11 protein-coding genes are annotated in these 15,068 nt (G+C 35.0%); 6 read left to right on the top strand and 5 right to left on the bottom strand.

What is annotated here, in order from left to right:
• Window positions 1-79: 79 nt before the first annotated feature.
• Complete coding sequence (locus tag ACSVH9_RS01410) at window positions 80-3,520, bottom strand: methylmalonyl-CoA mutase family protein (protein WP_438062144.1); 3,441 nt, start codon at window positions 3,518-3,520, stop codon at window positions 80-82.
• Window positions 3,521-3,807: 287 nt separating this feature from the next.
• On the opposite strand from ACSVH9_RS01410, the gene purU reads away from it, so the two are divergent.
• Together purU and ACSVH9_RS01400 are read left to right on the top strand one after the other, a co-directional pair.
• The gene (gene purU / locus ACSVH9_RS01405) at window positions 3,808-4,662 is read left to right on the top strand and encodes a formyltetrahydrofolate deformylase (protein ID WP_300976839.1); all 855 of its coding nucleotides are present in this window, start codon (window positions 3,808-3,810) and stop codon (window positions 4,660-4,662) included.
• Window positions 4,663-4,692: 30 nt separating this feature from the next.
• Entirely contained in the window at window positions 4,693-5,409 is a 717-nt protein-coding gene (locus ACSVH9_RS01400; RefSeq protein ID WP_438062143.1) for a DUF4197 domain-containing protein, read from the top strand.
• 193 nt (window positions 5,410-5,602) lie between these two features.
• Here the strand turns inward: ACSVH9_RS01400 and ACSVH9_RS01395 are convergent, their stop codons facing one another.
• From ACSVH9_RS01395 to prfA, 4 genes are all read right to left on the bottom strand, one after another.
• Complete coding sequence (locus tag ACSVH9_RS01395; RefSeq protein ID WP_438062142.1) at window positions 5,603-6,388, bottom strand: alpha/beta fold hydrolase; 786 nt, start codon at window positions 6,386-6,388, stop codon at window positions 5,603-5,605.
• A gap of 98 nt (window positions 6,389-6,486) precedes the next feature.
• Complete coding sequence (locus ACSVH9_RS01390; protein WP_438062141.1) at window positions 6,487-7,293, bottom strand: ABC transporter substrate-binding protein; 807 nt, start codon at window positions 7,291-7,293, stop codon at window positions 6,487-6,489.
• 420 nt (window positions 7,294-7,713) lie between these two features.
• Window positions 7,714-8,535, bottom strand: a complete 822-nt coding sequence (gene pyrF / locus ACSVH9_RS01385; protein WP_438062140.1) for an orotidine-5'-phosphate decarboxylase — start codon at window positions 8,533-8,535, stop codon at window positions 7,714-7,716.
• A 175-nt stretch (window positions 8,536-8,710) separates the two neighbouring features.
• Complete coding sequence (gene prfA / locus ACSVH9_RS01380; protein ID WP_342692445.1) at window positions 8,711-9,787, bottom strand: peptide chain release factor 1; 1,077 nt, start codon at window positions 9,785-9,787, stop codon at window positions 8,711-8,713.
• 501 nt (window positions 9,788-10,288) lie between these two features.
• On the opposite strand from prfA, the gene ACSVH9_RS01375 reads away from it, so the two are divergent.
• The 4 genes from ACSVH9_RS01375 (at window position 10,289) to ACSVH9_RS01360 (ending at window position 15,063) form a co-directional block, all read left to right on the top strand.
• Complete coding sequence (locus tag ACSVH9_RS01375; protein ID WP_438062139.1) at window positions 10,289-11,467, top strand: AAA family ATPase; 1,179 nt, start codon at window positions 10,289-10,291, stop codon at window positions 11,465-11,467.
• Entirely contained in the window at window positions 11,460-12,212 is a 753-nt protein-coding gene (locus ACSVH9_RS01370) for an HNH endonuclease (RefSeq protein ID WP_438062138.1), read from the top strand. The genes ACSVH9_RS01375 and ACSVH9_RS01370 overlap by 8 nt, the downstream gene beginning before the upstream one ends.
• Window positions 12,213-12,726: 514 nt before the next feature.
• On the top strand, window positions 12,727-13,263 hold the full coding sequence (locus ACSVH9_RS01365; RefSeq protein ID WP_438062518.1) for a DUF998 domain-containing protein: 537 nt from the start codon (window positions 12,727-12,729) through the stop codon (window positions 13,261-13,263).
• A 609-nt stretch (window positions 13,264-13,872) separates the two neighbouring features.
• Entirely contained in the window at window positions 13,873-15,063 is a 1,191-nt protein-coding gene (locus ACSVH9_RS01360) for an FAD-dependent oxidoreductase (protein WP_438062137.1), read from the top strand.
• Window positions 15,064-15,068: the final 5 nt, after the last annotated feature.

Here is a 15,068-nt window from a genome sequence, read left to right as displayed (position 1 = left end):
GGTTTTTAAAAGTGTGTTTAAAAAGAAAGGCTGTCAGTATTGACAGCCTTTCTTGATTTATTTCAATAAATAAATAGGATTACATATTCCTTCTGTATTGTCCACCTACTTCAAACAAAGAAGCTGTAATTTGCCCTAAAGAACATACTTTTGTTGCTTCCATCAAATGATCGAAGATATTTTCATTCTTAATAGCTGCTTCTTGTAAGGTTTTCAAATGTTCGGCAACCAAATCTGCATTGGCTTTTTGCAAATTATTCAACATAGTAATTTGGTATTGCTTTTCTTCTTCGGTAGCTCGAATCACTTCCGCTGGAATTACCGTTGGAGATCCTTTAGAACTTAAAAATGTGTTTACCCCAATAATTGGAAACTCACCTGTATGTTTCAATGTTTCGTAATACAAACTTTCTTCTTGAATTTTAGAACGTTGGTACATGGTTTCCATAGCTCCAAGCACTCCACCACGCTCTGTAATTCTATCAAATTCTTGTAAAACGGCTGCTTCCACCAAATCAGTTAATTCTTCGATGATAAAAGCACCTTGAATTGGATTCTCATTTTTAGCCAAACCTAACTCTTTATTAATAATCAACTGAATAGCCATAGCTCTACGCACCGATTCTTCTGTTGGCGTAGTAATCGCTTCGTCATACGCATTGGTATGCAAAGAGTTACAGTTGTCATAAATCGCATACAAAGCCTGTAAAGTCGTACGAATATCATTGAAATCAATTTCTTGAGCATGCAAAGAACGCCCTGAAGTTTGTATATGGTATTTCAACATCTGAGCTCTTTCGTTGGCTCCATATTTATTTTTCAAAGCTTTCGCCCAAATTCTTCTGGCAACACGTCCGATAACTGCATATTCTGGATCTACACCATTCGAGAAAAAGAACGATAAATTTGGTCCAAAATCATTGATGCTCATTCCTCTACTCAAGTAGTATTCTACATAAGTAAAACCATTGGCCAAAGTAAAAGCCAATTGCGTAATAGGATTAGCTCCAGCCTCGGCAATATGATAGCCTGAAATAGAAACCGAATAAAAGTTTCGGACATTTTTTGCAATGAAATATTCCTGAACGTCGCCCATTAGTCGTAACGCAAACTCCGTAGAGAAAATACAGGTGTTTTGTGCTTGGTCTTCTTTTAAAATATCCGCTTGAACGGTACCACGAACTTGCGCTAATGTTTTGGCTTTTATTTCATTATAAATTTCCAATGGCAACACTTGATCCCCTGTTACTCCCAAAAGTAGTAATCCCAAACCATTATTACCATCTGGTAAATCACCTTGATATTTTGGGCGCTCTACTCCTTTTTCTTGGTAAATCGCTTTTATCTTAGCTTCCACTTCATCCACCAAATCATTCTGTTTGATATACATCTCACATTGTTGATCGATAGCAGCATTCATAAAGAATCCAAGCAACATAGGCGCTGGTCCATTGATGGTCATACTCACCGAAGTCATAGCGTGCACCAAATCAAAACCAGAATACAGTTTTTTAGCATCATCCAAGCAACAAATAGAAACTCCTGCATTTCCGATTTTGCCATAAATATCAGGACGAATGTGTGGATCGTTTCCGTACAAAGTCACACTATCAAAAGCTGTCGAAAGTCTTTTGGCTGGTAAACCTGCACTTACATAATGAAAACGTTTATTAGTTCGCTCTGGACCACCTTCACCTGCAAACATTCGAGAAGGATCTTCATCTTCGCGTTTGAAAGGATACAATCCTGCAGTAAATGGAAATTCTCCTGGAACATTTTCTTGTAAACACCAACGCAAAATATCACCCCAAGCTTTATACTTTGGCAAAGCAACTTTGGGTATTTGTGAATGCGACAAACTCTCGGTATGCGTCGCCATTTTGATTTCACGATCTCTAACTTTAAAGGTATAGACTGGATTTTTATATTTATTTACTTTTTCATTCCAAGTCAGAATCATTTCCCAATTGTAAGGATCTAAATCCATTTTTACTTTGTCGAATTGATTCAAAAGTAAATTCAAAAAGATACGGTTTTCATCATGCGGCGCTGTAGCAGATGGCAATACAGACGCGTCATCAATTCCAGCTTTATTGAGTTCTGGCTTCTTATTAGAAACCGTTTCGATTGTTTTATAAATTCCATATAACTTTTGAGCCACTTGCTCTTGACTCAAAGCCGTTTCATCATATTTACGGTTGTTCTCCGCTATTTCAGATAAATAACGAGTACGATGTGGCGGAATGACAAAAATTTTCTCGCTCATTTCACGAGTAATCTCGAAAGTCGATTTTAAGTCCGAACTCGTTTTGGCTACAATTTTATCCATAATCGATTTGTAAAGCGTGTTCATTCCTGGATCGTTAAACTGAGAAGCAATAGTACCAAAAACAGGCATTTCATCAGGATTTACATCCCATAAATTATGATTGCGTTGGTATTGTTTTTTCACATCTCTAAGCGCATCCAAAGCACCACGCTTGTCGAATTTATTCAAGGCCACTAAATCTGCAAAATCAAGCATGTCAATTTTTTCCAATTGCGTAGCTGCACCAAACTCAGGTGTCATTACATATAATGAAACATCTGAATGGTCCATAATTTCAGTATCCGATTGCCCAATTCCTGAAGTTTCTAAAATAATAATATCGTATTTCGCCGCCTTAAGCACCTGAATTGCTTCGGCTACATATTTAGACAAAGCCAAATTAGATTGACGTGTCGCCAACGAACGCATATAAACCCTAGGATTATTGATTGCATTCATACGAATTCTATCGCCTAACAAGGCGCCACCTGTTTTACGTTTTGATGGATCTACAGAGATTAATCCAATGGTTTTCTCTGGAAAATCAATTAAAAAACGACGAACCAATTCATCTACCAAAGAGGATTTTCCTGCACCACCAGTTCCTGTGATTCCTAGAACAGGAATTTTAGAAGTTTCATTTTTAGTATGAATTGTATCAAAAACTGGTTTTGCAATTTCAGGAAAATTCTCAGCCGCCGATATCAATCTTGCGATAGCAGTTGGTGTTTTATCTTCAATTAATTCTAATTCATTGGTTAATTGATTGCCAATAGCAAAATCAGAACGTTCCACCAAATCATTAATCATGCCTTGTAAACCCATTGCGCGACCATCATCTGGAGAATAAATTCTGGTGATACCGTACTGATGTAATTCTTCAATTTCTGAAGGCAAAATAACGCCTCCGCCTCCACCAAAAATCTTGATATGACCTGCTCCTTTTTCCTGAAGCAAATCGTACATGTATTTAAAATATTCGTTATGTCCCCCTTGATAAGAAGTCATTGCAATCGCATTGGCATCCTCTTGAATGGCGGTATTTACAACTTCTTCTACACTTCGATCATGCCCCAAATGAATCACCTCTACTCCAGTTGACTGAATAATACGACGCATAATATTTATAGCGGCATCATGACCGTCAAAGAGTGAGGCTGCGGTAACAATTCTTACTTTATTAACAGGAATATAAGGTTTTTGTGGTTCCATTTTATGAATATGATAATTAATAGCGCCAAATTACACATTTTTTAAAATAAAAATTAGCATTTTATTGAATTACTATAAAACAACTAAATGCTGCTATTTCTTAAAAAAAATAAGTTAGTTTTGGTAAAAAAGGATAACTAATCGCAATAGAATCAAAAGAAAACGTTTTCTTTTGATTCTAAAGCAAACAAGATTTTATCCTCAAATAAACAAAAAAATAGTCATTCAGTACGTTTAATGATAAAAACATTTTAAAACCTAGCAATAAAGCACAATTAAAAGAAAAAATGCAAAAAATTACCATCCTCATACATTGTAAAGATCAAAAGTCAATTATAGCCTCAGTTACCAACTATATCGCCTCGATAGAAGGAAACATTATTTATTTGGACCAACACGTGGATGCCGATGAAAATGTTTTTTTTATGCGATTGGAATGTGAATTAGAGTCAGAAAAATGGCCTATCGACGCCATAAAAGCTGATTTTGAAACCAATCTAGCCCTTCCATTTGATATGGATTGGAAAATTTATCCGCAACAGCAAAAACCTAGAATGGCTCTGTTTGTTTCTAAATACGATCATTGCCTATACGATATTTTGGGACGTTATAGCGCTGGTGAATTACCACTTGAAATCCCTGTAATCATTAGCAATCACGAAGATTTAAGAAAAGTAGCCGAACAATTTGCTATTCCGTTTTATTGTGTTCCTTTCACCAAAGAAATTAAAGAAATTGGAGAAAAAGGACAATTAGAGTTATTAGATAAATACAATATCGACTTCATTGTATTGGCGCGCTACATGCAAATCATTACCCCAAAACTGATTGAAAAGTACCAAAACAACATTATCAATATCCATCATTCTTTCTTACCCGCTTTTCCTGGGGCAAAACCTTATCATTCTGCTTTTAAACGCGGCGTAAAAATCATTGGCGCTACTAGTCATTATGTAACCGAAGGTTTGGACGAAGGCCCAATCATCGAACAAGATATTGCTCGTGTAACCCACAGTCACTCTATAGAAGATTTTATTATGAAAGGACGTGATTTAGAACGAATGGTTTTGGCAAGAGCCATTAAATTGCATGCAGAACGAAAAACTATGGTGTATAACAACAAAACTGTAGTATTTTTGTAGCCTTTTCAATTAAAAAACCCAAAAATCCTAATGAAAAAATTTTTAATCCTACTTATTTTATTCCCTGTTATTAGTAACGCTCAATTCAAAAACATTCTAAAAAAATCATCCGAAACAGCAACCGGTATTTTAAACAAAAACGGAAAAGTAGATATCGCGGCTGGGCTAAAAGAAGCCTTAAACAAAGGAATCACCGAACAGGTTTCGAAATTGACGCAAGTAGACGGTTTCTACAAAAATGAATTGGTCAAAATCGTAATGCCAGAAGAGTTAACCAAAGTCGACAAAACATTACGTAAACTAGGAATGGGTTCGCTAGCCGATGACGGAATTAAAGCCTTGAATAGAGCCGCTGAAGATGCCGTAAAAGAAGCTACTCCTGTATTTGTAGCTGCTATAAAAAACATCAAAATTGCGGATGCTAAATCCATTTTGATGGGTAATGAAAATGCTGCAACAACTTATTTACAGCAATCTACCAATAAAGAATTATATGCTAAATTCCTTCCTGTAGTACAACAATCCATCGGAAAGGTTGGTGCCGATAAAATTTGGAATGGAATCATTCAAAAATACAACACGGTGCCTTTGGTTTCAAAAATCAATCCCGACTTGAATGATTATGTCACCAACAAAGCACTAGAAGGCGTTTTTAAAATGATTGCCATTGAAGAAAAAAACATCAGAACTGATTTACAATCAAGAACTTCGACAGTTTTAAAGAAGGTTTTTGCAATGCAAGATTAACACAATATAACAAGAAAAAAACACCAAAAAAACGTTGTTAATTAGACTTAACTTATTGACAACAAAGTAATAACATAATTTTAACAATGACATACTAACTTATTCCTGACCTTTGTAGTGTAATAAACTGGTTATTTATTATTTGGTTTTGGTTAGTTATAAAAATGTCGATATCTCAGGATGTCGGCATTTTTTATTGTGCAGTATTTAGAAAAGAAAGTACGGCTGTATTGAAAGCCACAGGCTGCTCAACATTCACCACATGACCGCATTTTTCAATAACAAAAAGCTTAGAAGAGCGATAGTGATTTTCGACTACTTTTCGAACAGAAGGCAAAAACATATAATCTTCTTCTCCCATAACGTAAAGTGTTGGAATATTCAATTCTACTTGTCGAAACCACTTCAAAACAGGATTGATTTCGGCCGTGAGTTTAAACCATTTTATAAACTCTTTTTGGTATAATTTTTTAGCTTCATTGATAAACAACACTCTAGATTGTTTATGACTTTTCTTGGGCATAATGACAAAAGCAAAAAAGCGATACAATACCAAGTAAGGCAATACATATTTGAAGGCATTACCCAAACGCATTAAAATTTGTGAACGGAAATTCATTTTCAAAATGGCACCACCCAAAATCATACTTTGCACTTTTTGAGGGTACATTTCTGCCAATTGACGAATCAAAATCGTACCTAATGAAATGCCCACAAAATGAGAACGTTCAATTTTCAAATGCTCTAAAACCTCCACTATATCATTCGCCAAAGCTGAAAAAGTATATTTCTGTTTAAAAGCCGTTTTCAGGGTTGGTTTAGATTCTCCGTGTCCTCTGAGGTCCAAAAGTAAAACATTGTATTGCTTCTGAAAATCTCGAATTTGCTTAAACCATATCGACGAGCTTCCTCCTGCACCATGGACAAAAGTTACCCATTGTGTACTTGTTTCATTCTTGTAGATAGTGTAATTAAGCATTCGTTAGTTTTTTTTGTAAAAATAGAATAATAATTTTAAAAGCCAATTCAATGTGTTGAAATTAGCAACTCTAACACAAATCACTAACTAACAACAACTTAAACATTCAAAACCAACTCTTGTTGTAATTCTTTAAAATAAGAAAGCGCCTTAAGTAATCGGCTGCCGTGCCACGAGAAATATTCACCATCTACTAAACGTATTTTGGCATTAGGAAAAAAGGAAGTGAACTCTGCTACATCTTCATTCTTAAAAGGATAAGGTTCCGAAGAAAGCAACACCAAATCAACAGCATCAAATCGAGTTGACGCATCAACAGCTATTTCGGGATAACGGGATTGCGTCCCAAAAAAATTATCGAATCTATTCAATTGCAACAACTCGTGGATAAAAGTACCTGATGCTGCCACCATATAAGGCTTTTTCCAGATAAAATAAACTGCTTTTTGAGTAGGAATGGTTGCTATAAAAGTTGTAAAATCAGCCAACGCCAAATGGATACTTTCATTCAAAATTTTGGCTTCGGCAGTTGTATCGAAAAGCAATCCAAAATCGGTAATCATTTGAAAATTATCTGCAATGGTAACTACATTGGTCACCCAAACTGGCGCAATTGTAGAAAGTTCTTGCACCATTTCCAGCGTGTTTTCTTCTTTGTTGCAGATAATGATATCAGGTTGTAAGGCTTTGATTTTATCAAAATGAACTTGTTTAGTACCGCCAACTATTTTCTTGGTTTTAAGCAATTGCTTTGGATGTACACAAAACTTGGTGATTCCAACGATTTGGTCTTCCAATCCTAAATCAAACAACAACTCCGTTTGTGAGGGAACCAACGATACAATTCGACGAGGTGTCGATTCAAAAAAATGAGAAGTACCGATTTGATCTGTTAGTTGTTTCATACTGATTGAATTTAACCGCAAAAAATTTAACCGCAAAGGGCGCAAGGATTTACGCAAAGGTCGCAAAGAAAAACTTCAATGACCTTAAATGCCTTAAATGGTTTGAAAAATTTAACCGCAAAGGACGCAAGGATTTACGCAAGGGTCGCAAAGAAAAAACTTAAATGACCTTAAATGCCTTAAATGGTTTGAAAAATTTAACCGCAAAGAGCACAAAGACTTACACAAGGTTCACAAAGAAAAAACTTCAATGACCTTAAATGTCTTAAAATGGTTTGAAAAATTTAACCGCAAAGGACGCAAGGATTTACGCAAGGGTCGCAAAGAAAAAACTTCAATGACCTAATATGCCTTATATGTTTAAACAAATAACCGCAAAGCACGCAACGGTTTAAACAAACAATATTAAACCTTTAAACTTTAAACATTTAACCTAAGAATCTCCTCCATTTCCTGTTGCATTTTCAACGCTTCGTTTCTAGCAACTTCGGCAAAATCTTCTTTATTCGAAGCGTAAATAATAGCGCGAGACGAGTTGATCAACAAACCTACTTGACTATTCAATCCGTATTTACAAACCTCAGACAGACTGCCTCCTTGTGCTCCAACACCAGGAACCAACAAGAAGCTATCAGGAACAATTTTACGAATTTCCGTAAAGTATTCTGCTTTGGTGGCACCTACGACATACATCAAGTTATGGCTGTTTTTCCACGATTTTGAGGTTTCTAAAACCTGTTTGTACAATTCTGTACCATTTACCGATAAGGTTTGAAAATCAAAAGCGCCTTCGTTAGACGTCAAGGCCAACATTATGGTGTGTTTGTTTTCGAAAGCCAAAAATGGCTCCACAGAATCTTTTCCCATATATGGCGCAACTGTTACACTATCAAAATTCAAATCCTCAAAAAAGGCTTTGGCATACATTGAAGACGTATTCCCAATATCGCCACGTTTTGCATCTGCAATCGTAAAGAGTTCAGGATAATTAGCATTGATGTATTCAATGGTTCTTTGCAACGACTGCCAACCTTTTATGCCATACGCTTCAAAAAAAGCCGTATTGGGTTTGTAGGCCACACATAAATCGTGCGTCGCATCGATAATGGCTTTATTGAATTCGAAGATTGGATCTTCCGTTGCTAATAAATGAGAAGGTATTTTATTCAAGTCAACATCTAAGCCTACGCATAGAAAAGACTTTTTCAATTGGATTTGTTCTAGTAGTTGTTGTGTTGTCAAAACAGTAGTTGTTTATTGTTTGTAGTTTGTTGTTGTTGTTGTTGTTGGCAAAGTTCGCAAAGTTCGCAAAGTTTTTTTCAAAGTTCGCAACCTGTTAAAAAAAATGCCAAACATTTCAGTATGGCATCTTTTCTAATATCTTAATCTTAGTACTTAGTACTCAATACTTAGTTAATTAAAAAACCTCGCTAGCTTCTTTCAGTTTTTCCATATTGTTCACCAATTGTAATTCGGCTACAATTTTCTGAATATCACCGTTCATAATGTTACCCAAATCATATAACGTCAAACCAATTCGGTGATCGGTTACACGACCTTGAGCGTAATTATAAGTACGAATTTTAGCAGAACGGTCACCTGAACTCACTTGCGAAGTACGTTTTGAAGCATCTTCCGCTTGTTTTTTGGCCAATTCCATTTCGTACAAACGAGAACGCAATACGTTCAACGCCTTGTCTTTATTCTTATGTTGTGATTTTTGATCCTGACATTGCGCCACCAATCCTGTTGGAATGTGCGTCAAACGAACGGCAGATTTGGTCGTATTTACCGATTGTCCACCAGGTCCTGACGAACAGAAAAAGTCCACACGAACATCGTTCATATCAATTTGTACATCAAATTCTTCTGCTTCTGGAAGCACCATAACTGTTGCTGCCGAAGTATGCACACGCCCTTGTGTTTCAGTTTGTGGGACACGTTGCACACGGTGTACACCTGCTTCAAACTTCAAAGTTCCATATACATCTTCTCCTGTAACCTCAAAAATCACCTCTTTGAAACCACCCGAAGTTCCCTCGTTCATATCCACCACTGAGGTTCTCCAACCTTGACTTTCGCAATATTTAGTGTACATACGGAACAAATCGCCCGCAAAAATACTCGCTTCATCACCACCCGTACCAGCACGAATCTCCACCATCACGTTTTTCGCGTCTTCTGGGTCTTTTGGAATCAACATAAATTTGATTTCATCTTCAAGTTGTGGCAAACGCTCTTTGGCTTCTTCCAACTGCATTTTGGCCATTTCCACCATTTCGGCATCACTACCATCAGCAATGATTTCGTTAGCCTCATCAATATTGGCTAAGACAATAATGTATTCTTCTCTTTTTTCAACCAAGGCTTTGATGCTTTTATATTCTTGGTTGAGTTGCACATATCGTTTTTGATCCGCGATAACATCGGGCTGAATAATCAAATCCGAAATCTCGTCGAAACGCTGTTTTACATATTGAAGTCTATCTAACATATTCTTGTCCTTATATTTTGGACGGCAAAAATACAAAAAAGAAAGCAATTTACAGAAACCCCTTTTCAGATTTTTTTAGGAGCTAAATCCTGCTGTCCGCTATATCTGTGGCTCTGAACCCCAGAGCCACAGGATGCCGCTCCCATCAGGGCTAGAAACGTTAGAAATAAGAAGTTAGAGATTAGAAATTATGCTGATGGAAAACTATCCATAACAAAACCCAAAGTACTATTACTATGGAAAACCGAAATCCTTGCAGTCATAACTCCCCTCTTGAGAGGGGCTGGGGGTGTGTTTTTTTTTATCCCAAACTTCAGAAACAAAACAAAGACAATAAATTTTGTAATGAAAATTGTATATATTTGAAAGGCTAATGCGCTATGAGACTTATCATAACTATCTACCCAAAATTGGATGGCTTTGAATGATTTTGTCAGACCTATAAGCTAGTTAGCTGTAACTTTACCTCTTCAGAAACAAAAATCATATAAAAAACCAAAAATGCTAAAAATAAATAATATAAAAATTAAAGGCATAGGACCGATTAAAAATTTAGAACTAAATTTTGATGAACATTTTAATATAATTTGTGGACAAAATGGTATCGGAAAAACAACAATATTAGACTGTTTAGCACAATCTTTTGGAGATAATATTACATCTATAAAAAGAATGGCGGGCGTAGAAAGTGGAAGTTGGAATATTAATATATCTAAAAACGGAACTAATCTAGAAAAGAACTTTACTATAACTACTTTTCATCCAAATGAGAATAGAACTCAAACAAGAGGTTTCTATGATAATTCAAATGATATTATCGTTTTTAAAACTCATAGAGATATTACATATCAACATTTATCGTCTTTAAGTACAGATCCACAAAAAACCATTCATCAATTTGCGGGAGAAACAATGCATGGCTCATTACCACACGATTTAAAAAATTGGTTTGTAAATAGACACTTATGGTCGGCTCACAAAGACCATTTAGACGAACATCAAATTAAAAATATTAATCTTGCAAAAGAGTGTTTTAACATTTTAAATCCTCAAATTTCATTTGTCAAAGTAAATCCAAACACAAATGACCTAATGCTTAATACACCAAATGGAGAAATTTATTTTGAATATTTATCATCGGGTTACAAGTCTTGTATGGCGGTTATGATTGGTTTAATAAAAGAAATCGAATTTAGATATAAAAACCCAAGTAAGTATATCAAAGATTTTGATGGAATAGTTTTTATAGATGAACTTGATTTACACTTACATCCTGAATGGCAAGCTAAAATATATGAAGCATTAAAAATAATCTTGCCAAATGCACAAATATTTACATCAACTCACAGTCCTCATATTATACAAGTTGCAAATGCAAAAGAGATAATTCCTTTAACACTTGATGAAACAAATGAAGTCAAATTAAACTCAATTATAAATCAAGAATATGGCTATCAAGGTTGGACAGTAGAAGAAATATTGACTGATGTTATGGGAATGACAGAAACAAGAACTTCTACCTATTTAGATGCTGTTTCAAATTTCAATACTGCAATTGATATTGAAGATTTTGAAAAAGCATCTAAATATTTCGCAATTCTTGATGCAATGTTGCATCCTGAAAACTCATTAAAAAAAATATTAAAAATTCAATTAACTGGAATTTCAGCAAATGATTAAACTAGATAGAACACCAAAGCCTGTTGAACTTACTGCTGAATTGCAAGCTAAATTAACAGATGAATTTAAATTAACGGGGAAATCAGTTTGGAATATTGATTTTATAAAAAATAGTTTATTAGACTTTTCAAATAATAAATGTTGTTATTGCGAAGCAAATATAAAAGAAGAAAGTAAATATTTAGAAGTAGAACATTTCCACCATAAAGGTAAATATAAAGATGAAGTTCTAGAATGGGATAATTTACTTCCTTCTTGTAAAAAATGTAATGGGACTAAAAATGACCACGACACCATATTAGAACCAATAATTGACCCAAGCATTGTTGAGCCGAAAAAGCATTTAAAATATTGGCGATACAGAATAAAAGGTACTGATGAATTTGGTAAATTAACTGTTTCTGTTTTAAACTTAAATGACCAAGACAGATTAGTTACTAAAAGATATGAAATTGGTAATGCTATTCAAGAAAAATTAGAACAATTAAACGAATTTACAGACGATTTCATTAGCGGTATTCAGACAAGCACAATAAGAAAAAACAAAATAATAAATGGAACAAAAGCCCTTATGAAAGAAGGACTTCCTAATTCTATTTATTCAGCTACTACAGCAACAATAATTTTAACTGACATTGAATTTGACACATTAAAATCAAAATTAATTTTATTGAAATTTTGGGATGAAGAATTATCGTATCTTGAAACTAACTTACAAAATACAGGACTTGAACTTTATAAATAAAAAAGCTACAGCTAACAGCCAAGGTTTCGTTGCGTGCGCAGCACGAACAATGAAACCTGTGTTGAACGGAACCAATTACACGTCCGCCATCTATGGGGTTATCGTAAAGTTTTAGAGAGATTGCAAGAGGATTTTCAGTTCTCTTTTTTTTTGGAGTAAAAAGAATGTGGTTTTTTAAGTGTTTTTCCATCACTTTTGGGCATAAGCCCGATAGCGCGGATTTGCAATCCGTACCTCCTCCAATAACTCACGAACTAGCCCACTTAAACACAAAAAATATAGCTTTTTAATTTACCTTTTTTGAAGCTTTATCTGGGTTCAGGCTACAAACTTGTAGTAACCTATCAAAAAAACTCCTAAATTTATACCTCATTCTTATTTTTGTACCACTTCTTGGTACTAGTTTTAATCTGAGAAATTATGAAACTCAATACAACGGTCTTTTTTTTACCACTTTTTTTGGTTATTCAGCTTTCTTTTGGTCAACAAAACTTTATAGAAAAATCAATAGACTATCTATCGCAAAACGATTGCACCCTACGCTATTGGAACACCATATGGAGAGAGCTTAAGATATTTCGGTTATATTCCTAGTGGGCTATTGTTAGCATTCTTTGCTTTTTTTGGCTACAAAAAATTCCCGAAATCTAACCTAATAAAAATTGGGTTTTATGGACTAGGGATTTTTTATGGTTTTGCAACCACTATTGTTGGCATTTTCCCTTGCGACAAAGGATGCAATAAAGAATTTATAAACCCAAGTGTATCGCAATTAATACATACCTTAACCGGTTTATTGACTTACATTTTTGTCCCTCTTAGTATTATTGCTATTGGTATTGGTTTACGCCAATTAAAGACACATTTGCAATTATCAAAAATTGCCATTTTCTGCGGGCTAAATTCTATTCTTTTCATTGGTTTTTTTCTATCTAACTCCTTTCCACAGTACACAGGGCTTTTTCAACGTATCATCGAAGGAACATTCATCATTTGGATTATCACTTGTTCATTCTTTATAAAAAACAACAACGTCATAACAACTAATTAATTCGTCATTTAAGCCCTGAAGCCCTGCTATTTCAGTCTTTACAATAGCTCAAGTGTTCATTTTCGAAAAACAGAACTATCAATTAAAAATATATCCAAACTAAAAAACATCAGAGAATCTCATAACCCCGCTACCCGAAGTGTTCTTATCCATAAATAAATTTCTTGTGTATGCTGCTCGAACGTCTCTGACTTCGAGCTATTTTAAATCGTGTTATAAACCGTAAATATGAAAAAGCCTCCTGACTTTTTACGGGAATAGCTTTAGAATGATATCAATGTAAAATCAGCAACTACAGCTCCAAAAGTGCGACTTTGAAACCCATACCTAACGTAATAACTCACTAATAAATACAGACTGATTTTTTTTTGCAACTGCTATCGTTAAGGAATTGCTACTACTTCTCTCATTTTTAGTTTCATTTCATAAAAAAGCAGTGAATAATCCAATTGGCATAGCAGCTAAGAATATTGGTATCGTTACGCTTTTCTGTTGATGGTTTAATAACAAATAAAAACAGCTTGGTGTCATTTTTTCTGTACACATTTTGCAACCGAAGTAATTTTAGACTTGTATTACATTACAAGATAAAAACTAAAAAGAGCAACTATGAAAACAGAAAACTTCGATGCAATAGTTATTGGAGGTGGTCCCATTGGATTAGCATCCGCTTACCATCTTGGCAAAAGAAAAGCAAAAACATTGGTCTTAGAGCAGTTTACCTTTGTAAATCAATTAGGCAGTTCGGCAGGAGTTTCGCGTCAGTTTAGAATCCCCTATCCCGACGAATACATGGTACAAATGGCTTTGGATTCAGAACCGTATTGGGTTGAATTAGAAAAGGAAAGTGAAACCAAATTGATAGACAAAGTTGGTACACTTTGGTTTGGAGACCCTACGGTACAATCTACAGAAGGAAATATTGCTGAAGCAGAAGAAGCACTAAAAGCATTGAATGTGCCTTACACTTCGCTTACAGCAAAGGAAATTGAAGAAAAATACCATTTTAAAAACATCCCCGAAAACTACACAGGATTATTTCAAGCCGATGGTGGAAGTATTAATTTTAAAGCCACTAACGAAGCCCTTTTAAATTTATGTAAAAAAGAGGAAACTGTTTCCCTAGAAGAGAATGCACCGGTAATAGCTATCGATCAATCAGGTGAGCTTTTTGAAGTGACTACTCCAAACGGAAAGTACATTTCTAAAAAACTAGTGATAATTCCTGGGCCATACATCAACAGTGTAATCAATTTGCTCCATTTCAAAATTGATGCGACGTATTGGAATATGTCATCTGCTTATTTCAAAAAAAACGATCCAAATATTCAATATCCAACTTGGTTTGTATTCCAAAATAACATCGGTGAAAACGGCAATCAATTTTATGGTTTTCCATCAGTAGATTGGGACCATCCAGAGTACATTCGAGTAGCTCCCGATTTTGTTATCAATCCACTTGATGAACCTAGTGAGCGAAAACTTATTCCTAATGCACAAGAACTAGGATATACTTCAGATTGGGTAAAAGACCATATGACGGGTTTAGATCCTACTCCAGAATACACCTCAACTTGTCTAATTTCTTTGAGTACTATTCCCAACAAAGAATTATTAATTGATTTTGCTCCAAGCTATGTTCCGAATCACAAGAACATTGTATTGTATGCCACTGGGTGGGCGGCAAAATTCACTCCTTTTTTAGGGAAAATTATGTCCGATCTCGCATTGGACGGTAAAACCAATTTTGACATCACTCCTTTTCAATTAGGTCATCAATTTTTCAAATCAACTAAATAACGAAC

Source organism: Flavobacterium sp. RSSB_23, from assembly GCF_051547145.1.
Lineage (GTDB): Bacteria > Bacteroidota > Bacteroidia > Flavobacteriales > Flavobacteriaceae > Flavobacterium.
The sequence above is the reverse complement of the archived record's forward strand: the minus strand, read 5'-3'. Positions and strand labels throughout refer to the sequence as shown.

What these genes read in the sequence shown, in the direction of transcription:
- ACSVH9_RS01360 (WP_438062137.1), top strand. Translation starts at nt 13,873, where the DNA reads ATGAAAACAGAAAACTTCGATGCAATAGTTATTGGAGGTGGTCCCATT.
- ACSVH9_RS01390 (WP_438062141.1), bottom strand. Translation starts at nt 7,293, where the DNA reads ATGAAACAACTAACAGATCAAATCGGTACTTCTCATTTTTTTGAATCG.
- ACSVH9_RS01375 (WP_438062139.1), top strand. Translation starts at nt 10,289, where the DNA reads ATGCTAAAAATAAATAATATAAAAATTAAAGGCATAGGACCGATTAAA.
- prfA (WP_342692445.1), bottom strand. Translation starts at nt 9,787, where the DNA reads ATGTTAGATAGACTTCAATATGTAAAACAGCGTTTCGACGAGATTTCG.
- purU (WP_300976839.1), top strand. Translation starts at nt 3,808, where the DNA reads ATGCAAAAAATTACCATCCTCATACATTGTAAAGATCAAAAGTCAATT.
- ACSVH9_RS01410 (WP_438062144.1), bottom strand. Translation starts at nt 3,520, where the DNA reads ATGGAACCACAAAAACCTTATATTCCTGTTAATAAAGTAAGAATTGTT.
- ACSVH9_RS01400 (WP_438062143.1), top strand. Translation starts at nt 4,693, where the DNA reads ATGAAAAAATTTTTAATCCTACTTATTTTATTCCCTGTTATTAGTAAC.
- ACSVH9_RS01370 (WP_438062138.1), top strand. Translation starts at nt 11,460, where the DNA reads ATGATTAAACTAGATAGAACACCAAAGCCTGTTGAACTTACTGCTGAA.
- ACSVH9_RS01395 (WP_438062142.1), bottom strand. Translation starts at nt 6,388, where the DNA reads ATGCTTAATTACACTATCTACAAGAATGAAACAAGTACACAATGGGTA.